At 58.8% G+C, this 25,369-nt stretch carries 22 protein-coding genes; 16 read left to right on the top strand and 6 right to left on the bottom strand.

Going from position 1 to position 25,369, the window contains the following annotated elements; all coding sequences use genetic code 11:
- Window positions 1–119: 119 nt before the first annotated feature.
- Window positions 120–569 carry a GNAT family N-acetyltransferase gene (locus tag BW958_RS00260; protein ID WP_143232978.1) on the bottom strand — a complete coding sequence of 150 codons (450 nt, stop codon included), beginning with the start codon at window positions 567–569 and terminating at the stop codon, window positions 120–122.
- Between the two features lie 223 nt (window positions 570–792).
- Here BW958_RS00260 and BW958_RS00255 point away from each other — a divergent pair, with 223 nt between their 5' ends.
- The 3 genes from BW958_RS00255 to BW958_RS00245 are packed head-to-tail and all read left to right on the top strand — an operon-like array spanning window position 793 to window position 2,430.
- A complete protein-coding gene (locus tag BW958_RS00255; protein WP_076573307.1) occupies window positions 793–1,287 on the top strand; it encodes an SRPBCC family protein in 495 nt (164 codons plus the stop codon).
- A gap of 29 nt (window positions 1,288–1,316) precedes the next feature.
- Entirely contained in the window at window positions 1,317–1,625 is a 309-nt protein-coding gene (locus BW958_RS00250; protein ID WP_076573306.1) for a PTS fructose transporter subunit IIB, read from the top strand.
- A complete protein-coding gene (locus tag BW958_RS00245) occupies window positions 1,615–2,430 on the top strand; it encodes a PTS sugar transporter subunit IIA (RefSeq protein ID WP_256701731.1) in 816 nt (271 codons plus the stop codon). The genes BW958_RS00250 and BW958_RS00245 overlap by 11 nt, the downstream gene beginning before the upstream one ends.
- Here the strand turns inward: BW958_RS00245 and BW958_RS00240 are convergent.
- A complete protein-coding gene (locus BW958_RS00240; RefSeq protein WP_076573304.1) occupies window positions 2,369–3,223 on the bottom strand; it encodes a helix-turn-helix transcriptional regulator in 855 nt (284 codons plus the stop codon). The genes BW958_RS00245 and BW958_RS00240 overlap by 62 nt on opposite strands.
- Window positions 3,224–3,331: 108 nt before the next feature.
- Here BW958_RS00240 and manA point away from each other — a divergent pair, with 108 nt between their 5' ends.
- Both manA and BW958_RS00230 read left to right on the top strand, forming a co-directional pair.
- Window positions 3,332–4,522 (top strand): mannose-6-phosphate isomerase, class I, encoded by a 1,191-nt coding sequence (manA, locus tag BW958_RS00235; protein ID WP_076573303.1) that lies wholly within the window; start codon window positions 3,332–3,334, stop codon window positions 4,520–4,522.
- A 386-nt stretch (window positions 4,523–4,908) separates the two neighbouring features.
- Window positions 4,909–6,819, top strand: coding sequence for a PTS fructose transporter subunit IIABC (locus BW958_RS00230; RefSeq protein ID WP_076573302.1), 1,911 nt, complete (start codon window positions 4,909–4,911; stop codon window positions 6,817–6,819).
- A 61-nt stretch (window positions 6,820–6,880) separates the two neighbouring features.
- Here BW958_RS00230 and BW958_RS00225 read toward each other — a convergent pair whose 3' ends face one another.
- Window positions 6,881–8,158: an NAD(P)/FAD-dependent oxidoreductase gene (locus BW958_RS00225; RefSeq protein ID WP_076573301.1), complete on the bottom strand. Its 1,278-nt coding sequence runs from the start codon at window positions 8,156–8,158 to the stop codon at window positions 6,881–6,883.
- A 234-nt stretch (window positions 8,159–8,392) separates the two neighbouring features.
- Between BW958_RS00225 and BW958_RS00220 the strand changes: the two genes are divergently transcribed.
- From BW958_RS00220 to BW958_RS00195, 6 genes are all read left to right on the top strand, one after another.
- Window positions 8,393–9,781, top strand: coding sequence for a glutamine synthetase family protein (locus BW958_RS00220; RefSeq protein WP_076573300.1), 1,389 nt, complete (start codon window positions 8,393–8,395; stop codon window positions 9,779–9,781).
- An 8-nt stretch (window positions 9,782–9,789) separates the two neighbouring features.
- Window positions 9,790–11,241, top strand: a complete 1,452-nt coding sequence (locus BW958_RS00215) for an NAD-dependent succinate-semialdehyde dehydrogenase (protein WP_076573299.1) — start codon at window positions 9,790–9,792, stop codon at window positions 11,239–11,241.
- Window positions 11,242–11,314: 73 nt separating this feature from the next.
- A complete protein-coding gene (gene gabT / locus BW958_RS00210) occupies window positions 11,315–12,592 on the top strand; it encodes a 4-aminobutyrate--2-oxoglutarate transaminase (RefSeq protein ID WP_372628671.1) in 1,278 nt (425 codons plus the stop codon).
- Between the two features lie 358 nt (window positions 12,593–12,950).
- Window positions 12,951–14,297, top strand: coding sequence for an APC family permease (locus BW958_RS00205; RefSeq protein ID WP_076573297.1), 1,347 nt, complete (start codon window positions 12,951–12,953; stop codon window positions 14,295–14,297).
- A gap of 262 nt (window positions 14,298–14,559) precedes the next feature.
- Window positions 14,560–15,924 carry a prephenate-dependent tRNA uridine(34) hydroxylase TrhP gene (yegQ, locus tag BW958_RS00200; protein ID WP_076573296.1) on the top strand — a complete coding sequence of 455 codons (1,365 nt, stop codon included), beginning with the start codon at window positions 14,560–14,562 and terminating at the stop codon, window positions 15,922–15,924.
- A gap of 3 nt (window positions 15,925–15,927) precedes the next feature.
- Window positions 15,928–16,173, top strand: coding sequence for a YfhL family 4Fe-4S dicluster ferredoxin (locus BW958_RS00195; RefSeq protein WP_076573295.1), 246 nt, complete (start codon window positions 15,928–15,930; stop codon window positions 16,171–16,173).
- A 57-nt stretch (window positions 16,174–16,230) separates the two neighbouring features.
- Here the strand turns inward: BW958_RS00195 and BW958_RS00190 are convergent, their stop codons facing one another.
- Together BW958_RS00190 and BW958_RS00185 are read right to left on the bottom strand one after the other, a co-directional pair.
- Window positions 16,231–16,479, bottom strand: coding sequence for a phage head closure protein (locus tag BW958_RS00190; protein ID WP_076573294.1), 249 nt, complete (start codon window positions 16,477–16,479; stop codon window positions 16,231–16,233).
- 89 nt (window positions 16,480–16,568) lie between these two features.
- The gene (locus BW958_RS00185) at window positions 16,569–17,264 is read right to left on the bottom strand and encodes a HupE/UreJ family protein (protein ID WP_218641719.1); all 696 of its coding nucleotides are present in this window, start codon (window positions 17,262–17,264) and stop codon (window positions 16,569–16,571) included.
- Between the two features lie 382 nt (window positions 17,265–17,646).
- On the opposite strand from BW958_RS00185, the gene BW958_RS00180 reads away from it, so the two are divergent.
- From BW958_RS00180 to BW958_RS00160, 5 genes are all read left to right on the top strand, one after another.
- Window positions 17,647–18,609 carry a DUF481 domain-containing protein gene (locus tag BW958_RS00180; protein WP_076573293.1) on the top strand — a complete coding sequence of 321 codons (963 nt, stop codon included), beginning with the start codon at window positions 17,647–17,649 and terminating at the stop codon, window positions 18,607–18,609.
- A gap of 219 nt (window positions 18,610–18,828) precedes the next feature.
- Complete coding sequence (locus BW958_RS00175) at window positions 18,829–19,812, top strand: DUF481 domain-containing protein (RefSeq protein ID WP_076573292.1); 984 nt, start codon at window positions 18,829–18,831, stop codon at window positions 19,810–19,812.
- A 150-nt stretch (window positions 19,813–19,962) separates the two neighbouring features.
- Window positions 19,963–21,102 (top strand): macrolide transporter subunit MacA, encoded by a 1,140-nt coding sequence (gene macA / locus BW958_RS00170; protein ID WP_076573291.1) that lies wholly within the window; start codon window positions 19,963–19,965, stop codon window positions 21,100–21,102.
- Between the two features lie 4 nt (window positions 21,103–21,106).
- Complete coding sequence (locus BW958_RS00165; RefSeq protein WP_076573290.1) at window positions 21,107–23,041, top strand: MacB family efflux pump subunit; 1,935 nt, start codon at window positions 21,107–21,109, stop codon at window positions 23,039–23,041.
- Window positions 23,038–24,390: an efflux transporter outer membrane subunit gene (locus tag BW958_RS00160; protein ID WP_076573289.1), complete on the top strand. Its 1,353-nt coding sequence runs from the start codon at window positions 23,038–23,040 to the stop codon at window positions 24,388–24,390. The genes BW958_RS00165 and BW958_RS00160 overlap by 4 nt, the downstream gene beginning before the upstream one ends.
- A 4-nt stretch (window positions 24,391–24,394) precedes the next feature.
- Here the strand turns inward: BW958_RS00160 and BW958_RS00155 are convergent, their stop codons facing one another.
- On the bottom strand, window positions 24,395–25,291 hold the full coding sequence (locus BW958_RS00155; protein ID WP_076573288.1) for a sulfite exporter TauE/SafE family protein: 897 nt from the start codon (window positions 25,289–25,291) through the stop codon (window positions 24,395–24,397).
- Window positions 25,292–25,369: the final 78 nt, after the last annotated feature.

Here is a 25,369-nt window from a genome sequence, read left to right as displayed (position 1 = left end):
TGCCCTATCGGCAATACGCTTTTATATTACCTACCCCATTTTGGCAAGTTATTAAGTCGACATTCATCAAAATGTACGAATAAGAGTAAAGATTCCAGTCAATACTGACTCCATACAACTTACTCAATCTGAACATTGGGTGAAAAAGGAAGTTCCAGACGTAGCCAAGGTCCGGTGATGGGACACACACCTTGTTCGGCTGTATTTTGCCAACCCAATCGATAATAAAAGCCAAGAGCAGTGGTATTGAATTGCGCCACTTTCAAAGAGGCACTCTGCTGACATTCTGCCAAGGCCGTTGCCAACAACCGACGACCTATTCCTTCACCACGACTATCGGCCGCCACATAGAGGTGATGAATAAACCAGTCTGGTTGCCAAAGGCTGACCACCCCGGCTATTCGGCCGGCGCGTTCGGCCAACCACACTTGCTCGCCCTGGGTTTGCTCAAACCACTCATCTCGGGTGAACAGGGTCGCATCTACCCAATGAAAACAATCCCTGCGCTGATGCAGGAAAAAATCGGCCAATACAGCCTGATCAGAATCGGTGGCAACGCGAATAATCATGACACCTCTTGGTTATTAACAAGCGGACCCACTACCTCGGTGAGCCAAGATTGCATGAAGCCTAAGCGACAGCAACACCCCGATCAGACTCAAACATGAAGAATGAGATCTAGATATTGATAAACTTATCGGACCTCTCATTTGCAGGCTTTGACACTGTCGACGTGGAGACAGATGGCGCTATACTGGCTCGAATTTCCATGCTCACAGGAGAGATGTCGCGATGGATAACAAGCAGCTTGAAGGCAGTATTTTGCTGCCCGCGCCCGTCGAAACGGTCTGGAATAACTGGACCACCGAGTATGGTATTCGAAGTTTTTTAGCCCCCGATTGTCTGGTAGTACCAGAACCAAACGGTCCCTTCGAGATCTATTTTCGTCCCGATGCCCCGCAGGGGGATAAAGGCACAGAAGGGTGCCGCGTCATGGCTGTCATGCCCCATGACTTGCTCAGCTTTAGCTGGAATTTTCCACCCCAATGCACCCATATTCGTCACCAGAAAACCCATGTAAGCCTGCGTTTCGAGGCTGAGGGGATGGCAACCCGACTGCATCTGCTGCAAACCGGCTGGGCCAATGACAAAGAGTGGGATGCCGGATATGAGTTCTTCCGTGACGAGTGGTTTAATCTGTTGCTGCCGCGTTTGCGCTGGCGCCTGCTGCATGGCCCGGTCAACTGGCAGCAACCGCCTTCACGCGAAGAGCTGCAGCAAATTTAAGCGTCCACTTATCAGGCTATCGTGACCTTATGAAAATCGTTGCTGTGACCGCATGCCCCACTGGCATTGCCCACACCTATATGGCGGCCGATGCACTGCACAAGGCCGCCGTTTCACTGGGACTGAAGATTAAAGTGGAGACGCAAGGGGCGATGGGCATCGAAAACATGCTCAACGCCCGTGATATTGCCCAGGCCGATCTCATCCTGATTGCATCGGATATCGAGATAGAGCAAAAAGACCGCTTCCTCGGTTGCCCGGTCAAGCAGGTCTCTCTGGAGTCGGTATTACTCGATGCGGTCAAGGTGCTGAGCGCAGCCAGCGATCATGCTGCGTGAACTGACCTTTTACTGCCATCGCCATCTCACCATCCCGCAGGCTCGTCAGCTTCGCAAGCTGGCGGGTCTGTTTCGCTCCAAATTACTGCTGGTCAACCTAACCCGTCGCCAGCAGGCCGATCCGGAGCAGTTGTTGGCGCTGCTGACCGTGGCCGCCTCCCACGGAGATCTCTGCCAGCTGGTGATTGAGGGCCCCGACGCCGAACTGGCCCATATGGTGTTCACGTCCTGGGTAACGGATCTTGGCCATCAACTCGGCCAGCGCCGCGCCGATTTCACCCCAACTCTGGTGCGCCTGGCCCGTTTCCAGCCAGATATCTGCTTCACTCCCGCCATGCTGCGCATCAGTCGGGAGTCGCTTGACAAGGCATCGGCACTGTCATCCCTGGTGGCGCTGCTTCCCGACTCGACGCAGCGGGATCCGGATGCCTTGCTAGCCGCCCTCAATGCCCGTGAAGCCATTGCCTCGACCATGATGCGAACGGGGCTTGCCATGCCGCATGCGGTCAGTGAGAGCGTCAGGCAACCGGCGTTGGCACTTCTGTGGAGCGCGCAGGAGATTGAGTGGGGATCGGCACTGGGCAGTGCGCAACTGCTGCTACTAATGGTTGCCCCCAAGGGTAACAGGGAGTGCCTGAAGCCCTTAGCCCGACTGGTGCAATCCCTGCTTGATCCCTGTATTAGCGATGCCCTGCTGCGTGCCAGCAGTGACAGCGCGCGCCATGCCATTGTGGCCGAGGCACTTATCCACCCGGCTGGCTCAACGCCCGGTACTGACTCGGCGTCACCCCCGTCTTCTGTTTGAAGACCCGGCAAAAATAGTTCACGTCCTGATAGCCACAGCGCTCTGACACTTCCGCCAAATGAAAGCGGTATTTCCTGAGCATGAACTTGGCCCGCTCAAGACGCACCCAGCTGATGTAATCCGCCAGCCGCATATGGCCTTGCTGGCGAAACAGGCGCGACAGGTGGCTGGCCGAGAGATTGAAGCGATCGGCAATGCTGTCGCGGGTGATGGGGCGATGGAAATTTTCCTGAATGTAGATGCAGATCCCATGGAACAGATCGGCGCCACGCGGACGCTCGATGGCGGACTCGGCCAACAGCTGACGCGAGGCACACAGCAACGCCTTGAGCAGATGCCCATCCATGGGCGCCGTCACGCTCTCCTGCGACAACGCGGTCATCGCCTGCAAAATATGCTCAAGCGCCCGCCCCTGCGCCATCTGGATGCTGTGTTTTTGCACATCGAAAAAGCCGCTCTCGCCGCGTCGCTTGCCCACCAGACTAAATCCCAACTGGCGTTTGCCATAGAGCAGGCTCAGCACCGAGCAGTCGTTATCCCAATCCGGCTTGTTCCAGGCATTGGGCGGAATATAGAGCGCCTCACCGGGCTTTAGCGCCACCTCTTTCACCCCGTCTTCAGCGGACCAGAGCTGATTGATATAGCAGCCGCTAAACACCAGCTCCAGACGCGGAAAGTTGACCTGATAGGAAAATCCGGGCGGTACGCCACGGTCGGCTGCGAAAATCAGTGACCCCGACCGGCTCTCGTCACAGAGCAAACCGTCGAGCAGTTGGGAAAAAACCAGACTCATTGTTGCGCTTATCCTCATGCGGGTAACCGGTTTCCTCCGGCTACCTCCATCGTGTTATAGTCCGCCGCAGATCTATTTCGAATCCACGTCGATGTTGAGGTACTGCAGATGACCCAGCCCGCCTTCTATCTGATGAGCAACCCCATCCAGCACTATGAGTGGGGCAGCCGCGATGCCCTCACCCGCCTGTTCGGAATGCCCAATCCGGACGCACAGCCACAAGCCGAGCTCTGGATGGGCGCCCACCCCAACGGCTGCTCCGAGGTGCATGAGGCCGGTCAGCCACAGCTGCTTTCCAGCCTGATAGCCCGTGATCCGGTTGCCATGCTGGGGCAGGCCACCGTCGAACGCTTCGCCGGTCTCCCCTTTCTGTTCAAAGTGCTGGCCGCCGAGAAGGCGCTCTCTATTCAGGTGCATCCCAGCAAGGCTCAGGCGCAAGAGGGGTATCAGCGTGACAACGCCGCCGGGCTTGCCGCCAATGCACCGCATCGCAACTACCGCGACGACAACCACAAACCCGAGTTGGTGTTTGCCCTGACCCCGTATCAGGCCATGAACGGCTTTCGTGCCAATGCCGATATCCTGGCACTGTTTGAGCGAGCCGCTATCGCGCCGCTGGCAGACGCGCTTGCCACCTTCCGCGCCGAACAGAGTGAAGCCGGTCTCAGCCACTTTTTCCGCACCCTGCTAACCCTGGAGGGGGCGCAAAAACAGAACGCGCTGGATGCCCTGCTGACTTATGCTGCCGCCCATCAGGATGAGGAGACCTTCGCCCTCATCTGCCATCTAAGCAGCCAATACCCGGGAGATGTCGGTCTGTTTGCGCCGCTGCTGCTGCATGTCATCACCTTGCAACCGGGGCAGAGCATGTATCTGGATGCCTGCACGCCACACGCTTATATCCGCGGTACCGGCCTTGAGATCATGGCCAACTCCGACAACGTGCTGCGCGCCGGCCTCACCCCCAAGCACATCAACGTCGATGAACTGCTCGCGTGCACCCGCTGCGTGGCCAAGCCCGATGATCAGATCCTGCTCGCCCCGCAGCTGGAGGGTCAGATTCAGCACTATCCGGTTCCGGTGCCCGACTTTACCTTCTCGGTCTATCCGGCTGGTCGTTACCCGCTGACCACCCACAGCGCCGAAATCCTGTTTGCCATCGATGCACCGGCCACCCTCTCTCACCAAAGTGGGGAGCAACTCACCCTGCAACCGGGTCAGTCGGCCTTTGTGCCGGCGGCCACCGGCGCTTTCACCATTGAGACGCAAGGCACGCTGGCGCGCGCCGGCAATCGCTAATACGAACGAACGCAAGGGGCCGCACGGCCCCTTGTGCTTTTACCAATGCACTGGGGCAAAAACGGGAGATCGATCACACAGCGCCAGTCATTCCATGCCACATTTTTACAGATTCAAGCATCACACCCATTTGGGCCATGACCAAGAAGCTCACCAATACCGGCCAAAGAAGACATCACAACATAATGATATTAAATAAAATAATTGAAATTCATACCCTGTTCATCAAATAGACGTGAAGTGAGAGGCGCCTCACACTCCTATTTCAATGCAACAAAAATCCAGTTAACCGCACAATCCTGCAATGTTTCCCACCGCCGGGGCGAGGAATAATAACCTCGACAAAAACGTCATGGCGACGCACTCGCACAAGAGGGAACAGCATCATGATCACATCCTTGATCAACGAGCAGCTGATCTGCCTGAATCTGGCAGCCAGCAGCAAGGAAGAGGTGTTTACCGAAATGGCCAGCATGCTGGCCAGCGCCGGCAAGGTGGGCGACAAGCAGCAATTTGTGGCCGATCTGTGGGCCCGTGAAGAGCTCGACAACACCGGATTCGAGCAGGGCGTAGCGCTACCTCATGCCAAGAGCAGTGCCGTCACTGCGCCTGCAGTGGCCGTGGGGATCAGCCGCGCCGGCATCGACTATGGCGCCGAAGATGGCGAACCATCGCGCCTGTTTTTCATGATTGCGTCACCGGCCGGTGGGGCCAACCATCACATCGAAGTGCTGGCCGAGCTCTCCTCCAAACTGATTGAAGAGGGCTTTATCGCCCGTCTACTGGCCGCCGCAACACCCGCCGAGGCGCTGGCCCTGCTGCTGGAGAAAAAAGCCGATGCCGCCCCTGGCGTTGCCGCTGACCAGGGTTTTCTTATCGGTGTAACCGGTTGTCCGGCCGGCATTGCCCACACCTATCTGGCAGCCGAATCACTGGAGAAAGCAGCCGCCGAGCTGGGGTATGAGATCAAGGTCGAGACCAATGGCTCGATTGGCGTCAAAAATAGCCCGACGCCATCCGAGATTGCTCGCGCCAAGGCGGTCATTGTCGCTTGTGACAAGCAGGTTGACCTGATCCGCTTCGCCGGCAAGCCGCTGGTTAAAACCGGTGTAAAGGCTCCGATCAAGGATGCCAAAGGGTTGATCCAACAAGCCCTCAAAGCGCCGCGACACGTGCCCGATAGCCATGACACACCGCGCGAAGAGAAACGCGAGCGCAGCAGCTCGGATCTCTACCGCTTCCTGATGAACGGCGTATCGCACATGATCCCCTTCGTGGTCACCGGCGGTCTGCTGATTGCACTGTCACTGGCCATCGGCGGTCATCCGACCCCGGGCGGCATGCAGATCCCGGAAGGGAGCCTGTGGAACCAACTGCTCAATGTGGGTGTGGTCGCCTTCAAACTGATGATCCCGATCCTGGCCGGCTATATCGCCTATGCCATTGGTGATCGTCCGGCACTGGCTCCGGGTTTTATCGGCGGCTGGATTGCCAACGACGGCAGCTTCTACGGCGCAGCAGCGGGTACCGGCTTTATCGGCGCAATCATTGCGGGTCTGTTGGTCGGTTATCTGGTGCGCTGGATTGCGACACGTGACTACCACAAGATGATTCAGCCGCTGGTTCCGATCCTGATCGCCCCGATTGTCGGTTCCGTCTTTATCGCCGCCGTCTTTATCTTCATCATCGGTGCCCCGATTGCCGGCCTGATGACTAGCCTGAACGCCATGCTGATCTCCATGAGCGGTGGCAGCCTGATCCTGCTTGGGATTGTGCTCGGTGGCATGGCCGGTTTTGACATGGGTGGGCCGGTCAACAAGGTGGCCTTCCTCTTCTCGGTGGGCATGATTGCCTCTGGTCAGACCCAGTTTATGGGCGCCATGGCCTGTGCTATCCCGGTTGCCCCGCTCGGTATGGGTCTGGCAACTGTGCTGGGTCGCCAACTGGGGATCTTCGACAAGAGCGAAATTGAAGCCGGTAAAGCAGCTGGCGCCATGGGTCTGGTCGGTATCTCGGAAGGGGCCATCCCGTTTGCCGCCCGCGATCCGCTTGCCGTGATCCCGGCCAACGTGCTTGGCAGCATGGTCGCCGCCGTCATGGCCTTCCTGTTTGGCATCACCAACAGCGTGGCCCACGGTGGCCCGATTGTGGCGCTGCTCGGTGCTGTCAACAAGCCGCTGCTGGCCCTGCTCTGCATGATCGTCGGTGCCGTGGTCACGGCCCTGACTGCCGTTGCCCTCAAAAAGATGCGCCTGCACAAGCAAGCCACTGCGGTCACCCTGCCCAAAGCAGCCTGATCGTTTTACGCAAACAACACGGCCACCTGACGGTGGCCGTGTTGTTTTACGCTCAGTGACATCAAAAACCGAGCCGGTCGCGCAAGCTGTACCAGACCGCGCCGATTGCCGTTAGCGGCACCCGCAGCAGACGTCCACCGGGGAAGGGGTAATGTGGCAGACGGGCAAACGCATCAAACCGCTCGGCTTGACCTGCCAGCGCCTCGGCCAGCAAGGACCCCGCCAGATGGGTACAGGTCACCCCGTGGCCGCTGTAACCCTGCATATAGTAGATATTGCTGCCAATGCGGCCAAACTGCGGCAACCGCGACAGGGTCAGCAGGAAGTTGCCGGTCCAGGTGTAATCAAATTTTACCCCGGCCAGCTGCGGGAAGGTTTTTAGCATTTTCGGGCGGATCAGCCGCTCGATGTCGGCCGGATCGCGCGCACCATACACCACCCCCCCGCCGTAGATCAGCCGGTGATCGGCGCTGGTGCGGTAGTAATCGAGCAGGTAGTTACAATCCTCGACGCAATAGTTTTGCGGCAGCAGTTCGCGGGCTCGCTCTTCGCCGAGCACTTCTGTGGTGACCACTTGCGTGCCGCACGGCATCGACTTGGCGGCCAGCTCCGGCACCAGATTGCCAAGATAAGCATTACCGGCCACCACCACAAAGCGCGCCTTAACCCGCCCCTTGTGGCTGCGCACCGTCACCGGTTCGCCGGCAATAATCTCGACCACCGGGGATTGCTCGAAGATCCGTCCGCCCAAAGAGCGAATGGCTTCGGCTTCACCCAGCGCCAGATTAAGCGGATGGATATGACCACCGCGACGGTCAAGCAGGCCCCCTACGTAACGTTCGGTATTAACCACTTGGCGGATGGCGTGCCGGTCAAGCAATTCAAGCTGGTCGTTACCCCACTTCTCCCAGCGCGCCTTCTGCGCCGCCAGCTCATGGAACTGCTTCTCGGTGTCGGCAGCAAACACACCACCACTCTGCAGATCACACTGGATCTGGTAACGCTCGATGCGGCTGCGAATGATATCGCCGCCTTCGAACAGCATATTGCCAAGCAGCCTAGCCTGATCCGGCGGGCAGTTGCGTTCGATGGTGTCGATATCACGGCTGTAAGAGTTGACGATCTGGCCGCCGTTGCGGCCGCTGGCCCCAAAACCGATACGGGCGGCTTCGAGCAGAACAACCTGATAGCCACGTTCCAGCAGTGACAGCGCGCTGGAGAGACCGGTATAGCCACCTCCCACCACACACACATCACACTCTGCGTCACCTTCAAGTTGAGGCCAGGGAAGATGGGCATTGGCACTGGCGGCATAATAGCTTGCTGTATGTTCGGTCATATCCTTTGTCCTTAGCGAGTCTCCTGCCCGCTGTGAATCTCCCCAAACCCCGGAGAGAAATGTTCGATATTCTGCACACCCATGTCGCTGATTTGGGCTGTTTTTCCCCTGATAACCTCATTTCTAGCACGCTGCATGGCGCAACATCAAATATATTTAACACTTGAAAAACAAAGGCGGCCACTTTAAGGTCGAGGGGTGGTCAATATTCTATACAGTGCGTAAAGGTGAACTATGAGTCCCACGACCAAGGATGGCGTGCGAAGTCCGTTCATGCAGGAAGCCATTCGCTTCTTCGAACAGCACCCTGAGTTGCAGTACATGGATATGCTATTGCCGGATCTGAACGGCATTCTGCGTGGCAAGCGCATTCCCATTGGTTCCCTGGAAAAACTCGAGAAGGGGTGTTATTTCCCGGTCTCGGTGTTTGCCCTGGATATCAACGGCAATACGGTTGAAGACGCAGGATTGGGACAAGATCTGGGTGAACCCGATCATCGCTGCATCCCCATCCCCGGCACCCTGATCCCCGCGGCCAGCGATCCGGAGCGGGTTGGTCAGATGCTGCTCACCATGCTCGATGACGACGAGACGGCGCTCAACATCGAACCGCGTAATATCCTCAAATGGCAGTGGGAGTCCTTGCTAAGCTGCGGGATCCGCCCCGTGATCGCCGTCGAGCTGGAGTTCTATCTCATCGACCGGGAGCGTGATGAAAACGGCCGGATTCAGCCACCCTGCTCACCGGTCACCCAGCGCCGTGATGTTGGTGCCCAAGTCTATTCGGTGGACAACCTCAACGATTTCGATGACTTCCTGCAAGAGGTCAACGCGGTGGCGGAGCTGCAAGGCTTACCGCTCGAAGGGGCGGTGGCAGAAGCGGCGCCCGGCCAGTTTGAGATCAATTTGCTGCATACCAGTGACGTGCTGGCCGCCTGCGATCAGGCTCTCTCGCTCAAGCGGCTGATCCACGGCGTCGCCGAGCGCCACGGGATGGAGGCCACATTCATGGCCAAGCCCTATCCCGACGAGGCCGGCAGTGGTATGCACATTCATATCAGCATCGTCGATGAGGCGGGCAACAACCTCTTCTCTGACGGGGATGGCGGCGACTCACCGCTGCTACTCAATGCCGTGGCGGGGATGATTGACCTGCTCCCCTCCTCCATTGCACTGCTGGCACCTAACGTCAACTCCTATCGCCGCTTCCAGCCGGGTATGTATGTCCCGCTGCACGCATCATGGGGCCATAACAACCGCACCGTGGCCCTGCGCATCCCGCGTAGCGAAACCCAGGATCACCGCATCGAGCACCGGGTGGCCGGCGCCGACGCCAACCCTTATCTGGTGGTCTCTGCCATTCTGGCCGGTCTGCAGCACGGTCTGGATCACCAGCTACAACCGCCACCACCGGTGGTGGGCAACGGCCTTATCGTAGAAGGCGACAGCTTCCCGTTTCGCATGAGCGATGCGCTAACCGCATTTGAAGAGTGCGACGTGCTGAAACGCTATCTGGGTGAGGAGTTTTGCCAACTCTATTACGTCTGCAAGAACGATGAGCTCTTGCAGTTTGAACGCCATGTTACCGAGCTTGAGCTCAACTGGATTTTGAAAACTACCTGAGGTTCTCCATGTCACAACCCTCTCTGATCAAATCGCAGGCTTATATTGACGGTCGCTGGTGCGATGCGGTGTCCGGGCGCCACTTCGAGGTGCGCAATCCGGCCAACGGAGTGCTTATCACCCAGGTTCCGGACATGGATGCCGCCGACACCCGCCGCGCCATCGAAGCGGCCAAAGCGGCGCAACCAGCATGGGCGGCGCTCACCGCCAAAGAGCGCAGCAACCGCCTCTATGCCTGGTATCAGGCGATCATGGATAACAGCGACGAGCTGGCGCGGATCATGACCTGCGAGCAGGGCAAACCACTGGCCGAAGCCAAGGGCGAGGTGGTCTATGGCGCCAGCTTTATCCAGTGGTTCGCCGAAGAGGCCAAGCGCGCCTATGGCCGAACCATACCGGGCTTCTCCGGTGATCGCCGGTTGACCACCATCAAGCAGCCGGTGGGAGTGGTCGCCGCCATCACTCCGTGGAACTTCCCGATTGCCATGATCACCCGCAAAGCCGGCCCGGCGCTGGCCGCCGGTTGCAGTATCGTGATTAAGCCTGCCGCCGAGACGCCGCTGTGCGCACTGGCGCTGGCAGCGCTGGCCGAGCAGGCCGGCATTCCGGCTGGCATCATCAATATGGTGACGTCGCTGCAAGCCGCGGAAGTGGGCGGCGAGCTCACCGGCAACCCGCTGGTGCGCAAGCTCTCATTCACCGGCTCGACCCGTATCGGCAAGCTGCTGATGCGCCAAAGCGCCGACTCGGTCAAGCGCCTGTCGCTGGAGCTTGGTGGTAATGCCCCCTTTATCGTCTTTGATGATGCGGATCTCGATGCCGCCATTGCCGGCGCCATCGCCTCGAAATTCCGTAATGCCGGCCAGACCTGCGTCTGTGCCAACCGCTTTCTGGTGCAAGAGGGCATCCACGATGCGTTTGTCAGCCGTTTTGCCAAGGCCATTGCCGCCCTCAAGGTGGCCGATGGTCTGACCGACGGCGCCCAAATTGGACCGCTGATCACCCCGGCCGCCGTCAACAAGGTGGAAGGGCTGGTTGCCGCCGCCGTTGCTGCGGGTGCCGAGGTGGTGTGTGGCGCCACTCGCCACGAGGCGGGCGCGCAGTTCTACAGCCCAACCCTGCTGACCGGCGTTAAGGAAGGCAACCCGATCCTCGCTGAAGAGATCTTCGGCCCGGTGGCTCCGGTGGTGCGCTTTAGCAGCGAAGAGGACGCCATTCGTCTGGCTAACGACACCCCCTACGGCCTTGCCAGCTACTTCTATGGCCGCGATATCGCCCGGGTATGGCGGGTGGCCGAGCAGCTGGAATATGGCATGGTCGGTATCAACGAGGGTCTGATCTCTACCGAACTGGCGCCGTTTGGCGGCATCAAGGAGTCGGGACTTGGCCGCGAAGGGGCCGCCGAGGGGATGGAAGAGTACCTCGAAACCAAATATCTCTGTTTTGGCGGCATTCGCTGATGTCAGCGATGCCACCCGTATCCGTCTTTAACATTGGAAACCAGGGCGTAGTGTGCCCTTCATGGAGGAAGAGATGAACAATCAGTCTTGGCAGGCCCGTCGTGAAGCCGCAGTGGTTCAAGGGGTGGGCACCTTGCTGCCGGCCTTTATCGAGCGGGCGTCCAACGCCGAGCTGTGGGATATTGAAGGCAAGCGTTATATCGACTTTGCCTCCGGCATTGCGGTACTTAACACCGGCCACAACCATCCCAAAGTCATTGAGGCCGTGCGGGCCCAGCTGGAAAAATTCAGCCACACCTGCTTTCAGGTGACCCCGTACGCCGACTACATCGAGCTGGCCGAGAAGCTCAACGCGCTGGTGCCTGGCCCGACGCCCAAGCGTGCCCTGCTGCTCTCAAGCGGCGCCGAAGCGGTGGAAAACGCCATCAAGATCGCCCGCGCCCACACCGGTCGCTCCGGCGTTATTGCCTTTAAGGGGGGCTTTCACGGTCGCACCATGATGACCATGGCGCTGACCGGCAAAGTCGTGCCTTACAAGGTTGGCTTTGGTCCCTTCCCGGGCGAGGTTTATCACGTTCCTTACCCGGCCGAGTACCTCGGTGTGAGCGAAGATAGCTGCTTCAAGGCCATTGAAGCCCTGTTTGCCGCCGATATCGATCCGGCTCGCGTGGCCGCCATCATTATCGAGCCGGTACAAGGGGAAGGCGGTTTCTACCCGGCACCGCCCAGCTTCCTGCAGGCGCTGCGCCGGTTGTGCGACCAATATGGCATCGTGCTGATCTGCGACGAAATTCAGAGCGGATTCTGCCGCACCGGCAAGACCTTCGCCGTCGAATACGCCGGTATCGAGCCGGACATCATGACCCTGGCCAAGAGTCTGGCCGGTGGCTTCCCGCTCTCAGCCGTGGTCGGTAAGGCAGAGATCATGAACGCTGCCAAACCGGGCGGTCTGGGCGGCACCTATGCCGGCTCGCCGATTGCCTGCGCCGCCGCGCTTGCCGTGCTCAAGCTTATCGATGACGAGCAGCTCAACCAAAAAGCGCAGGCTCAAGGCGAGCTGCTCAAGAGCAGCCTGCAACGTCTGGCCCAGCGCTTTGACTGCATCGGCCAGATCCGCGGCCCAGGCGCCATGGTCGCCATGGAGCTGGTGAAGGGGGGGGATGCCAGCCAACCCGACCCGGATTTGACCAAACGTCTGGTGGCCGAAGCCGGCAAGCGCGGCTTGATCCTGCTCTCGTGCGGGGTGCGCGCCAACGTGATTCGCTTCCTGGCGCCGCTGACCGCACCGACGGCGATCATTGAGGAGGGGCTGACCCTGTTGGAAGCGTCACTCGAAGCCGCCATCGGCTAACGCCAGCTTAGTCGCCTGCGCTGCAAAAATTTGCACATTTGCCTGCTCTGACCTCTTGTCAGAGAAAGCGGACAAATGCACAATGCGCGCCATTGAAAGGACCGATGTTGACTGCAGCATCGGTCCTCTCTTTTGAACGTCAAAAAATCCATAACCGAGGCCGGAATCCCTCCGGAAAAGATAGCGAGATTGGCAGCAATCTCCCGACATTAAGAGGAAGCCAAATGGGGCATCTCCCTGCTTTCATGCCGGTTTATACCGGTCAGCGCCCACTGTGCGCACCTGTAACCCGCTACGCTCTTTGCGTGGTGATCCCAAGGAGTGATCGCACGGCGATCACAGGTCAGGAGAAAGCGTGATGAGTGCTCAACCTGTCGGTCTCAAGAAAACCCTGCGGCTGTGGCAAGTCGTAGTGATGGGTCTTGCCTATCTCACGCCGATGGCCGTGTTCGATACTTTTGGTATCGTGACCGAGATTACCGACGGCCATGTGCCGACCTCCTATCTGATGGCACTGCTCGGTATCCTCTTTACTGCGCTCAGTTATGGTCATCTGGTGCGCCAGTTCCCCTCTGCCGGGTCGGCTTACACCTATGCCCAGAAGATTTTCCACCCCTACATCGGCTTTATGGTCGGCTGGTCTTCCCTGCTCGACTACCTGTTTATGCCGATGATCAACCTGCTGCTGGCCAAGATTTACCTCTCGGCCCTGCTGCCGGGCGTCGAGCCCTGGGTCTATATCCTAGCGCTCGCCAGTATCATGACCATTCTCAACCTGCGCGGCATCGATCTGGTGGCCAACTTCAATGGTCTGATCGTGGTCATCCAACTGGCGATTATCCTAGTCTTTATCGGCCTCATCGCCTGGGGCGTCAGCCATGGTGAGGGGCTGGGCGATGTCACCAGCAGCCGTCCGTTTGTCTCGGATTCGGCCCACATGCTGCCGCTGCTGACCGGCGCCACCATCCTCTGTTTCTCGTTCCTTGGCTTTGATGCGTTAAGCTCACTGTGCGAAGAGACGCCGGATGCCAGCCGGGTGATCCCCAAAGCCATCGTGATGACGGCGCTGATCGGCGGGGTGATCTTTATTGTCACATCCTATTTCCTGCAGCTCTACTTCCCTGACATCTCCCGCTTCCAGCATCCGGATGCGGTCCTGCCGGAGATCGCCCTCTATGTCGGTGGCAAGCTGTTCCAATCGGTGGTGCTGGTCTGCACGACGGTGGCAGTGCTTGCCTCCGGGCTGGCCTCTCACGCCGGCGTGTCGCGCCTGCTCTACGTGATGGGCCGCGATCGGGTGTTGCCGGAGAAGGTGTTCTCTTATGTGCATCCGAAGTGGCGCACTCCGGCCATCAACGTGCTGCTGGTGGGTGCTTTGGCGCTGTCGGCGGTCTCGTTTGATCTCGACGTGGCGCTGGCGCTGGTCAACTTCGGCGCCCTGATTGCGTTCACCTTCGTCAATCTGTCAGTGATCGCCCACTTCTATATGAAGCTCGGTCACAACAAGACTCTGGCCGATAACCTGCGTTATCTGCTGCTGCCGCTGCTCGGCGCCGCCAGCATCGGCGTATTGTGGCTCAACCTCGAGCCCACCTCCCTGCAGCTTGGCCTGATCTGGGCAGGGATTGGTGCTCTTTACCTGTTCCTGCGACTGGCCCTGTTCCGGGTTCCACTTCGCCAATACGAAGAGATTCAAGCGCAGTAATCACTTACCTCCCGCCATCTGGCGGGAGGTGTCTTCGACACGGGGTCGTCACTGGCCGTGGGTTATGTCACCGGCCTCTTTTTTGCCTTGCCCGGCATGATGGTGGTGATGGCTCGCTAACCGCGTCAGGCAGGCTAGTGGCAGCTTGCAAAAATCGGGTCAAAATTGCATGAGACCGGGGCTGCGAGTACAATCTCGCACCCCTTATGTACCGCCATCAGGTGGCAGTGCCCTGATTTGCAATCAGACCAGAGAGAACCCCATGTTTAAGCCAGAATTGCTCTCCCCGGCCGGGACCCTGAAAAACATGCGTTACGCCTATGCCTATGGCGCCGACGCCGTCTATGCCGGTCAGCCCCGCTACAGCCTGCGGGTGCGCAACAACGAATTTGATCACGAAAACCTGCAGCTCGGCATCAACGAAGCCCATGCCCTTGGCAAGCAGTTTTATGTGGTCGCCAACATTCAGCCCCACAACTCCAAGCTCAAGACCTTCGTGCGCGACATGCGCCCGGTGGTGGAGATGAATCCGGACGCCCTGATCATGTCTGACCCCGGTCTTATCATGATGATGCGCGAAGCCTTCCCGGATATGCCCATTCACCTCTCGGTGCAGGCCAATGCGGTAAACTGGGCCACGGTAAAATTCTGGCATCAGATGGGACTGACCCGCGCCATCCTGTCGCGCGAGCTGTCGCTTGATGAGATTGAAGAGATCCGCATGCAGGTGCCGGAGATGGAGCTGGAAGTGTTCGTTCACGGCGCCCTGTGCATGGCCTATTCCGGCCGCTGCCTGCTCTCTGGTTACATCAACAAGCGCGATCCGAACCAGGGTACCTGCACCAACGCCTGCCGTTGGGAGTACAAGGTTCACGAAGGTAAAGAGAATGACGTGGGCCAGATCGTCCACCGTCAGGAGCCGATTGCCGTGCAAAAGGTCGATCCGACCCTCGGCCTTGGCAAGCCCTCCGATGCGCTGGTGCTGCTGGAAGAGTCCAATCGTCCGGGCGAATTCATGACCGCCTTTGAAGACGAGCATGGCACCTACATCATGAACTCCAAGGATCTGCGCGCCATCCAGCACGTAGAGCGCCTGACCAAGATGGGCGTGCATTCACTGAAAATCGAGGGGCGTACCAAGTCCTTCTACTATTGCGCCCGTACGGCTCAGGTCTATCGCAAGGCCATCGACGATGCGGTCGCCGGCCGGCCGTTCGATCCGACCTTGATGAGCACCCTCGAAAACCTGGCCCACCGTGGTTATACCGAAGGTTTTCTGCGCCGCCATACTCACAGCGAATACCAGAACTACGACTATGGCTACTCGGTCTCCGATACCCAGCAGTTTGTCGGCGAGATCACCGCCCGTGACGGCGAACTGGTGGAAGTCGAGGTCAAGAACAAGTTCCTGGTCGGCGACAGTCTGGAGCTGATGACCCCGCAAGGTAACCTGCGCTTTAATCTGGAGCAGCTGCAAAACCGCAAAGGCGAGCAAATTGATACCGCGCCGGGCAACGGTCACGTGGTCTATCTGCCGGTGCCCAAAGAGGTGGATATCAACTACGGCATCCTGCTGCGCAATCTGGGCGAGCGTCAGGATACCCGTAACCCGCACTCAGTGAGCTAATTGATGGCACTGCTCATCACCGACAAGTGCATCAACTGCGACATGTGCGATCCGGAGTGCCCCAATCAGGCGATCAGCTTCGGGCAGAAGGTCTACGAGATCGACCCTCATCGCTGTACCGAATGTGTCGGCCACTACGAGCAACCGACCTGTGTCAGCGTCTGCCCGATCGACTGCATCATCAAAGACCCGGCCCACATCGAGAGCGAAGCGCAGTTACTGGAAAAGTTTGTCAGACTGCACGGTTAAACCACGCCGTTATGCCAATGAGGGGCGCAACCATGTTGCGTCCCTCTTGCTTGATGTCTAGCTGCTCACCGTGGCCAGCATGATGCGCTGGGCCGCAGAGACCCCGCCCCGGAACCGAATACGGATGCGGTACTGCCCATCGGCAATTTCCTGGCCGGCGCGCAGTTGCTCGCGGCCGCCAATCATCTGCACATCGGCCCACACTGGCAGTGAGGCCACCCACTCATCGCGCGGCTGACCAATCTCATTGCGAACGGTAGTGCGAGTCAGCAGCCTGATGCGATCACGTAATCGACCTGCAGGCATGAGTCCTCCGACAATAAAAAACCCCGCCGAAGCAGGGTTATGAATAAAGAGCGGTGATCGCTGTGAACAGCGATGGCGCTTGCCTTACGTTAAAAAACGCCGCCCAACAATGCGACCCCGATGAGAGATGAGAGCAGACCAATTACACGCGCGGCAGGCTGCTTCCAGCGGGCATTCAGCAAGCCATAACCGATAGCAAGACCACCAACGTGGATCAGCGCAGTGGCAATCACCATTCCCGATAAGGCGGAGAAGGCGTGGGTCAATTCACTGCCATGCGCGACACCGTGGAAGAAAGCCATCGCGGCAACAATCAATGCACCATGCAGGGGTTGCAGCTTCATCTGCAATGCAACCATCACCCCAACCACGAGTAACGACGAGGCTACGAGATATTCTGTTGCAGGCACGACCAAGCCACTCATGCCAACCAACGCCCCCAACAGCAGCACAGAGGCAAACGAGAGCGGCGCAATCCACCAACGGCGTGTATTCATCGCACTCCAGATACCGACCAGCAGCATGGCGCAAAGGTGATCAACGCCACTGAAGGGGTGCACTAACCCCTGGATAAAGCCAAGATGATGAATACCGGCGTCATGACCAACGTGTGCAAACGCAGCTGAAGGAAGCAATCCGAGCAGGATCAACAGGGGATTGATACTTTTTTTCATATTAATAGGGCTCACATTATGAATAAGCGGGGTGGCGGTCACCACGCTACGTGTTGTAGCACCCATTTGAGGATGTGTGTATTGCGCCAAATCAACAGAAAAATTGGTCATCGAATAGACACCCAAACAGTGACTGTACTATCAAACAATCACCGGGGTGTGGGGTGTCAGTAACAAAGCAGCCAGCTTGATATCCTCTTGATAGGGCTGACTGCCGGCAGGCACCGCGTCGGCCGGAGCGTACCAATGCGGTGCTCAATATGGCGCACAGCCGCTTTGATATAGACATCGAGAAGCGGATCATCGTCATCGGCGTGCAGCTCTAGCCGGCACAGCCTGCTGCGCCATCAGGCGCTCGGTGCTCTACTGGCGGGCAACAGTAGCTCTGGTCTGGTCAGCTTTCTGCTCAAGATCAGCAAACTGAGGGGAGCAACCATGTTGCGCCCCTCTTGCTTGTGGCATCTTCTTGTTATCTTCCCTTGAGCGCGCTGCCATGAGATTCCTTGCTGTCCTGCTGTTGCTGCTGACCCACACCGCACTGGCCGATGTCATCTGGCTGAAAAATGGCGATCGCCTCACCGGTGAGGTACACGCCGATGAGAAGAGTCTTACCCTGACCTTTGCGTTTGGCGGCAGTGTGACCGTGCCACGCAGTGAAGTCGCCCGCTGGCGCGCCCAGTTAGCCCCAGCGCCCACCTTGAGTAAAAAAGGGGTGACCCTTGCCAGCGACACGGCAGAGCATGGCTGGCATCTGACCGGTAGCGGCGATCTGAACATGAAGCTCAAGCAGAACACCAGCCAGACCAACAGCCTCGGCGCCAAAGGAAAATTGGGGCTGGAGAATCCCGATTGGCGCAATACGCTCAGCGCCAGCTATGACTATGACACGACTAATGGTCAAACCACCGAGCACAAATATCACATCGAGCCCAGCATCGACTATTTCCTGTCGGATCGCTGGTTTTGGCGCAACCGCATCGACTATCAGTACGACATGCTGGCACTTGGCTATCTGGAGGTGGATATCAACAGTGGCGCCGGTTATCGCGTCTGGAAGGAAAAGCAGCGCCAACTGGAATTTCTGCTGCTAGGCGGTGCGCGCCAGGCTTACTGGCGTCCCGATCCCCGCATCCAGATGCTATTTGGCAGCAACCAAGCAACCTATCCCATCATCAGCGCCGGCTGGGACTATCGCCAGCGCATCATGGATAGCCGGCTTGAGATCTACAGCGAAGGACAGTACATCGACTATCTGGACCAGCCCTCCCCTTATCTGGTTTTTGACAAGACGGTCGATACAGAGGTGGGCCTGCGCTACTACCTGAGCGATCACCTACGCCTCTCCTGGAGCTCGCAACTGGAGTGGGATGATGCTTATCTGATGTGGCAAGGGCAAAAATATCCTATCGACAGCAAAGAGTGGCGCCATTCCTTGAGCCTCGGTGCCAGCTTCTAGGTCCTGTTATAGCCAAAGCACACCAAGCAAGCCGTGCAATATGTTGGCACGTCAGTCCTTGTCCCATTGCTGGCAATAAAAAAGGCGCTATTGGGTCCGAATTTGTGATGACAACCCGTTGAAAAACCAGCGCTAAACGATTCCCTCGCGCTGGGGAAGAAACAAGCAGTCCATGCTCTGACTGCTGGCCCGGCGCTCGGCGGCTGCTACCCTGCCAGCATGAAATGTCCCATCACGCTGGCGCTGTTTGCTAGCTTGCTCCTGCTCAACGCCCACCCCGCCCGGTGTGACGTGATCTGGCTGAAAAATGGCGATCGCCTGACTGGCGAGATTGTCGCTACCCACGATGCATTGACGTTAAGCTTTCCGTTTGGCGGCAGTGTGACCGTTCCGCGCAGCGCCATCAAACGCTGGCGAACCCAACCTGATGAAGCACCGGCGCTGAGCAGTGAAGGCGTCGATCTGGCGCTGCTCGGTATCGAGCAAGAGAAGTGGCACCTATCGGGCAGCAGTGACGTTAACCTGCGCATCAAACAAAACACCCAACGCAGCAACAGCATCGGCATCAATGGCAAGGTGCAGATGGAAAATCCGAGCTGGCGTAACGGGTTGGAGTCGGAATATGAGTACGACACCGCCAGCGGCGCGACCACCGATCACTACTACCGCGTCAATCCACGTATCGACTATTTTCTGGGTGATCGCGGCTTTTGGCGCAGCACGGTCGATTTTCGCTATGACATGCTGACGTCGGGCTATCAGGAGATCGACTACAACACCGGGTTTGGCTATCGCTTCTGGAAAGAGAAGAACAAACGGCTGGAATTTCTGCTGCTCGGCGGGCTGCGCGAGATCAATTGGTATCAAGACCCGGATAACTGCCCGCTCTATCAATCCGGTGGTGCCAGCTACCCGACCCTGACCTTCGGCTGGGACTATCAACATCGCCTAGAACAAAGTCGGCTGGAATTCTTCAGTGAAGGCAAATATTTACACTATCTAAACCAGAGTAACCCCCATCTGGTATTACGCCGCAGCGTCGATGGCAACATTGGTCTTCACTACTACTTAAGCGACCATATGCGGCTCTCGTGGGCCACCGAGTTGGTATGGGACGATGGATATTATGATGATGGCGGTCGGCGCGACGCCCTTGGTAACAAGGAGTGGCGTCAGAAACTCAGTATCGGTGCCAGCTTTTGAGCGGTCACGCTCTGACGTGATCACCCTATTTCCTCCCCCTTTCGCCACCCGAGTCTGTCCAAACTATTGCCAAATTGACCCGTTTCGGCTCAGATCACCATCTTTGTCGCCATGTGGCCAAGACTCGCTCCTACCGGATACGTGAATATCATGAAGAAGTTGATGGCGCACTGGCGCCTGCTGCTCTGCCTGCTGCTGATCGCCGGGTTGCTCACTTGGTGGTTCTGGCCGCAGACCCCGCCTCCGAGCTATCTGACTGCCAAAGTCAGCCGGCAGGATATCGAACAGTCGGTGCAAGCCAGCGGCGTGTTGCAAGCACGCGAACAGCTGGATGTGGGCGCTCAGGTCACCGGTCAGGTGGTGCGTCTGCTGGTCGATGAAGGAGAGCGGGTCAAGAAGGGTCAACTGCTGGCCGAAATTGATCCCACCGTGGCACAGAACAAACTGCAGCGCTCCGAAGCCGATCTGGCACGCGCGCGCGCCGATCTGGAGATGAAGCAGGCGCTGCTGCGCCAGCATGAGCTGGGGCTGAAACGCCAGCAGGAGATGATTCGTGATCAAGCCACCTCGCGGGCCGATCTCGAACAGGCGCAGGCGCAGCTTGCCACCAGTAAGGCAGAAGTGGCCAACGCCCGCACCGCTATCACCACCGCCCAGATTGATGTGGCCACGGCCCGCACCGAGCTTGGCTACAACCGCATTGTGGCACCGATGGATGGTACCGTGCTGTCGCTGGTGACCCGGGTGGGCCAGACACTGGTCTCCTCGCAAGTGGTTCCGACCCTGCTAAAGCTGGCCGACCTCGATACCATGACGGTCAAGGCGCAGATCTCCGAAGCCGACGTGGTCAAGATCCAGCCCGGCATGCCGGTCTATTTCACCCTGATTGGCGACCCGGATACCCGCTATGATGCCAAGCTGCGCAGCGTGCAGCTGGCCCCGACCAGCATCAATGATAGTGGCGCCGCGACCAACAGCGCGGTGTACTACTACGCCATGTTCGATGTGGCCAACCCCGAGCACAAGCTACGGGTCGCCATGACCGCGCAGGTCAGTATCGTGCTGGGCCAGCGCAAGCAGGTGCTCACTATTCCGCTCACCGCCCTCGGCAGCAATCTTGGCAAACATCAGGCGCAGGTTGATCTGCTCGACGACAAGAAGCAGAAGGTAAGCCGGACCATTACCACCGGCCTGCGCGATGAGGTGAATATCGAAGTGGTCGACGGTCTCAAGGAAGGGGATGAAGTGATCCTTGGTAGCAGCACCGCCTCCACACCCAGCCCTTGGTGATAGCATGACCTCTCTTATCGAGTTGCAAGGTGTCAGCCGTCGTTTTATGAGTGGCGAGCAGGAGGTCACCGTCCTGCATCCCCTTGATCTCACTATTGATGCCGGTGAGATGGTGGCGATTGTCGGGGCCTCCGGCTCCGGTAAATCCACCCTGATGAACCTGCTGGGCTGTCTGGACCACCCGAGCGAGGGTCGCTATCTGTTTCGCGGTCAGGATACGGCAGCGCTCGATACCCTGGCCCAGGCACGCCTGCGTAGCGAGCACTTCGGTTTTATCTTCCAGCGCTATCACCTGCTGCCGCATCTCGATGCCTGCGCCAATGTGGAAGTGCCCGCCATTTATGCCGGTCACGCCCGTCAGGAACGCCACCAGCGCGCCCGGGAGTTGCTGCTGCGCTTAGGGCTCGATCAGCGCGAGCACCACACACCCAATCAGCTCTCCGGCGGCCAGCAACAACGGGTCAGTATTGCCCGCGCGCTGGTCAATGGCGCTGAGGTCATTCTGGCCGACGAACCCACCGGGGCACTGGATAGCCAGAGCGGTCAGGAGGTGCTGGCCATCCTCAAAGAGCTGCACCAGCTCGGCCACACCATCATTCTGGTGACCCACGACCCAGAGATTGCGGCTCATGCCGAGCGGATTATCGAGCTTAAAGATGGCCGGGTGATCCGCGATCAGGGGCGAGTCACCCGCCCTGCGGTCTCCCCTCGCTCCCCGCAAGCGCATCAAGCCAATCTGTGGGAGCGGATGGATCGCCTGCGTGAAGCATTCCAGATGGCCTGGCACGCCATGAAGGCGCACCGGATGCGCACATTTCTCACCATGCTTGGCATCATCATCGGTATTGCCGCCGTGGTGAGCGTGGTGGCACTGGGTCAGGGAGCGCGGCAGAAAGTGATCAGTGACATCAGCGCCATGGGTACCAACACGGTCGACATCTTCCCCGGCAAGGGGTGGGGCGATGAGAAGGCCAGCACTATCCACACCCTTAACGAGGGGGATCTGCAGGCCCTGACCGGTCAGCCCTATCTGGCTGGAGCAACGCCCTCGGTGAGCAGCTCGGCGCAGGTTCGCTGGCGCAATCGCAGCCTCTCCGGCAGCCTCACCGGAGTGAGCCCCGCCTTTTTCGAGGTGAAGGGACTGACGCTGCAGCAAGGGCGCCTGCTCAATGATGAGGATCTGCGTAGCCGCTCGGCGGTTGCCGTGATTGATGCCACCTCCATGACCAGCCTGTTTGGCAGCCAGAATCCTATCGGACAAGTGGTGTTTGCCGGCTCGGTGCCGGTGCGGATCGTTGGTGTGGCCGAGCAGAAGAGCCGCTGGGGCGGCGGTCAGGGGGTCTCGTTATGGCTGCCTTACAGCGCTCTGATGAGCCGAATTCTGGTGCAGGATCACTTCGACCAGATCACGGTGCGATTAGCGCCCAATATTGATGCTGCCATTGCGGCACGCGGAGTCACCTCACTACTTGAACAGCGCCACGACACCCAGGATTTCTTCACCCAGAGCAATGACATGTTCTTGCAATCGGTCGAGAAAACCACCGGCACCATGACCCTGCTGGTCTCATCCATTGCGGTTATCTCGCTGATCGTCGGCGGTGTCGGCGTAATGAACATCATGCTGGTGTCAGTGGTTGAGCGGACCCGCGAAATTGGCATCCGCGTTGCCGTAGGCGCACGGCGCAGTGACATCATGCAGCAGTTTTTGATTGAGGCGGTGATGGTGACACTGGTCGGCGGGGTGATCGGCGTGCTGTTGTCACTATTGATTGGCGCGGTATTTGGCATGCTGGTAGAGAGCATGCAGATGCACTTCTCACTGTTCTCGCTGGTGATGGCGTTTGGTTGCTCCAGCCTGATTGGCATCCTGTTTGGTTATCTGCCGGCACGCAATGCGGCCCGGCTCGATCCTGTAGAGGCACTGGCCCGCGAATGAGTATCCGTTTTCTGGTGGTGGCCATGGGCTGCGCCACCTTGCTGGGCTGCGGCCTGCATAGCGACTATCAACGTCCCGAGCTGGATCTGCCGGCGACGTTTTCCAGTCAGGCACAAGTTCCCTTGCAAGATAAGTGGTGGCAGGCGTTTAACGATCCGGCGCTGAACAGACTGGTCGACGACGTACTCACCGCCAACCCCGACATGGCGCTGGCCGGCATCAAACTCAAACAGGCCGGGCTTGGACTTGAGCTGGCGCAGGGCAATCAGCGTCCGGGGATCAATGCCGGGCTGGGTGCTAACACCCAGCGTCCGCTTGATAGACACTTCGATACCCGTTGGACCGGCAATGCCCAGCTTGGGCTCAATTACGAGCTGGATGTATGGGGCCGACTCTCATCGGCTACCAATGCGGCTCGTTGGGAGGCCGATGCCACCGCCGAGGATCGGGATGCCACTCGCCTGATGATCATCGGCAAGACGCTGGAGAGCTACTGGCAACTGGCCTATCTGCATCAGGCCATCGCCAGTGGTGAGCAAGACCTCGCCAATCAGCGTGACGTGCTGGCGATCACCGAGCGCCGCCTTGTCGCAGGTGCGGTAAGCCGCCTTGACCTGCTGCAGGCCAAGCAGAGCCTGGCTGGCAAACAGGCCAGTCAGCTTGAGCTAATGAACCTGCAAGAGGCAGCCCGTAATACTCTGCTGCTCTTGCTAGGCCGCAGTCATGGGGAGCTGCCGGTCGCGCCGAGCAGTCTGCCCGATACCCTGCCCGATCCGGCGCCCGGCTTGCCAGCCGAAGTGTTGTCACGTCGCCCCGACATGCGCGCCGCCGAGTCACGTTTGCGCGGGCAGTTGGCTGAAGCGGACAGCACCCGGGCTTCGTTCTACCCCACGCTCAGCCTCACTGGCAGCGTCGGCTCGAGTAGCAATGCACTGGCGACCCTGCTGCAAAACCCGGTGGGTTCTCTTGGCGCCTCGCTGACGCTGCCGTTTCTGGAGTGGAACAAGCGCCAGCAGACCATAGATCGAGCGAATCTGGATTACGATGCCGCAGTGATCAATTTTCGCAAACAGCTCTACCAGTCGCTGGTCGAGGTGGATAACGCATTAAGCGATGTGCGTATCGGTCGTGAGCGCGAGCAGCGCCTGCAAGAGCAACTGACGCTGGAGCGTGAAAGTGCCCGCCTGGCGCGCAGTCGCTATCTGGCGGGCGCCACCGGCGTGCAAAACTGGCTGGATGAGCAGGCGCGCCTGCGCAGTGCCGAGCTGGCCTGGCTGGAGCAGCGGCGCAGCCTGCTGGTGGCCCAGAGCCGACTGTGCCAAGCCCTCGGTGGCGGTCTGCACCCCTGAAAGGTTAAACAGTAGCCGGTCCTGACACGGCCGGTTGCCGGCCACTTAACCAGGCCCGATACATCGACCAGGCAGTGTAAAGCACCACGATCCCGACCAGCCACTTGAGCATGGCCAGATCGAGCGAGCGCACCAAAAACGCCGCTAATACCACACCAATGGGGCCAAAGATGGCCACCGCCAGCACGGCCTGAGCATCAAAGGCGCCACGGCGAATAAAGGTGCTGGCCGAGAAGACGCTCAGCACCGCCGTGGAGCCCATCATGATGGGAAACGCCGCGATCGGGTGCATGCCGAGCAGATAGATCAGCGTCATGCAGGGGGCAAACAGGCCAATTCCGACGTTCATCAGTACGCCAAACAGGAAATTACCCACCAGCGCAATGGCGAGTTTTGTGCCCGACAGCCCCATCGCTTCACCGCCAAGCGGGAACAGCCCCAGTAAACCGCAGAAGATCAGCGCCGCCACCACCAAGAGCGAACCGGCCATCACCACCCGCACTTTCTGCCGATCAAAGGCGGCCACATGGCGCGCCCCGATGGCCGCCCCCAGCGCCGCAGCCACCATCATGCTAACCAGCGTGACGGGATCCACATCAACCATGCCGACAAAGATCAGCGACTGCACGGCCGTTGGCAGCACACATTGACCATTGAGGGTCCCCGGCAGGACTCGGTCATCAATCAGACCAAAATGCTTATAGCAGGCGGTCTTCACCGCAAAGCTGCCAATACCGAGGGTATCGAGGAAATTGGCCACAAAGCCGATGGCGGCCACTTTGCCAAACGGGGTCGATTCAAGCTCCCCGCGTTGGCGGCGCTGCCACCAGGCACGGAGCAGCAACATCAGAAAAAACAGGGCGCCGGCAATAAATACCAGTCGCAGCAAGATCATTAACATGGGGACTCTCCAGTAACGGGGCGCGATTGTAGTCCCGTGCAGGCAGAGTGCAACCTGATCCGCAGCAAAATAATCTGC

Source organism: Aeromonas sp. RU39B (genome assembly GCF_900156095.1).
GTDB lineage: Bacteria > Pseudomonadota > Gammaproteobacteria > Enterobacterales > Aeromonadaceae > Aeromonas.
The sequence above is the reverse complement of the archived record's forward strand: the minus strand, read 5'-3'. Positions and strand labels throughout refer to the sequence as shown.

Coding starts and splice junctions, on each gene's coding strand:
- BW958_RS00240 (WP_076573304.1), bottom strand. CDS start 3,223: ATGAGTCTGGTTTTTTCCCAACTGCTCGACGGTTTGCTCTGTGACGAG.
- BW958_RS00255 (WP_076573307.1), top strand. CDS start 793: ATGGATAACAAGCAGCTTGAAGGCAGTATTTTGCTGCCCGCGCCCGTC.
- BW958_RS00180 (WP_076573293.1), top strand. CDS start 17,647: ATGAGATTCCTTGCTGTCCTGCTGTTGCTGCTGACCCACACCGCACTG.
- BW958_RS00190 (WP_076573294.1), bottom strand. CDS start 16,479: ATGCCTGCAGGTCGATTACGTGATCGCATCAGGCTGCTGACTCGCACT.
- macA (WP_076573291.1), top strand. CDS start 19,963: ATGAAGAAGTTGATGGCGCACTGGCGCCTGCTGCTCTGCCTGCTGCTG.
- BW958_RS00215 (WP_076573299.1), top strand. CDS start 9,790: ATGTCACAACCCTCTCTGATCAAATCGCAGGCTTATATTGACGGTCGC.
- BW958_RS00155 (WP_076573288.1), bottom strand. CDS start 25,291: ATGTTAATGATCTTGCTGCGACTGGTATTTATTGCCGGCGCCCTGTTT.
- BW958_RS00250 (WP_076573306.1), top strand. CDS start 1,317: ATGAAAATCGTTGCTGTGACCGCATGCCCCACTGGCATTGCCCACACC.
- yegQ (WP_076573296.1), top strand. CDS start 14,560: ATGTTTAAGCCAGAATTGCTCTCCCCGGCCGGGACCCTGAAAAACATG.
- manA (WP_076573303.1), top strand. CDS start 3,332: ATGACCCAGCCCGCCTTCTATCTGATGAGCAACCCCATCCAGCACTAT.
- BW958_RS00225 (WP_076573301.1), bottom strand. CDS start 8,158: ATGACCGAACATACAGCAAGCTATTATGCCGCCAGTGCCAATGCCCAT.
- BW958_RS00160 (WP_076573289.1), top strand. CDS start 23,038: ATGAGTATCCGTTTTCTGGTGGTGGCCATGGGCTGCGCCACCTTGCTG.
- BW958_RS00230 (WP_076573302.1), top strand. CDS start 4,909: ATGATCACATCCTTGATCAACGAGCAGCTGATCTGCCTGAATCTGGCA.
- gabT (WP_372628671.1), top strand. CDS start 11,315: ATGAACAATCAGTCTTGGCAGGCCCGTCGTGAAGCCGCAGTGGTTCAA.
- BW958_RS00195 (WP_076573295.1), top strand. CDS start 15,928: ATGGCACTGCTCATCACCGACAAGTGCATCAACTGCGACATGTGCGAT.
- BW958_RS00175 (WP_076573292.1), top strand. CDS start 18,829: ATGAAATGTCCCATCACGCTGGCGCTGTTTGCTAGCTTGCTCCTGCTC.
- BW958_RS00220 (WP_076573300.1), top strand. CDS start 8,393: ATGAGTCCCACGACCAAGGATGGCGTGCGAAGTCCGTTCATGCAGGAA.
- BW958_RS00260 (WP_143232978.1), bottom strand. CDS start 569: ATGATTATTCGCGTTGCCACCGATTCTGATCAGGCTGTATTGGCCGAT.
- BW958_RS00205 (WP_076573297.1), top strand. CDS start 12,951: ATGAGTGCTCAACCTGTCGGTCTCAAGAAAACCCTGCGGCTGTGGCAA.
- BW958_RS00245 (WP_256701731.1), top strand. CDS start 1,615: ATGCTGCGTGAACTGACCTTTTACTGCCATCGCCATCTCACCATCCCG.
- BW958_RS00185 (WP_218641719.1), bottom strand. CDS start 17,264: ATGACCAATTTTTCTGTTGATTTGGCGCAATACACACATCCTCAAATG.
- BW958_RS00165 (WP_076573290.1), top strand. CDS start 21,107: ATGACCTCTCTTATCGAGTTGCAAGGTGTCAGCCGTCGTTTTATGAGT.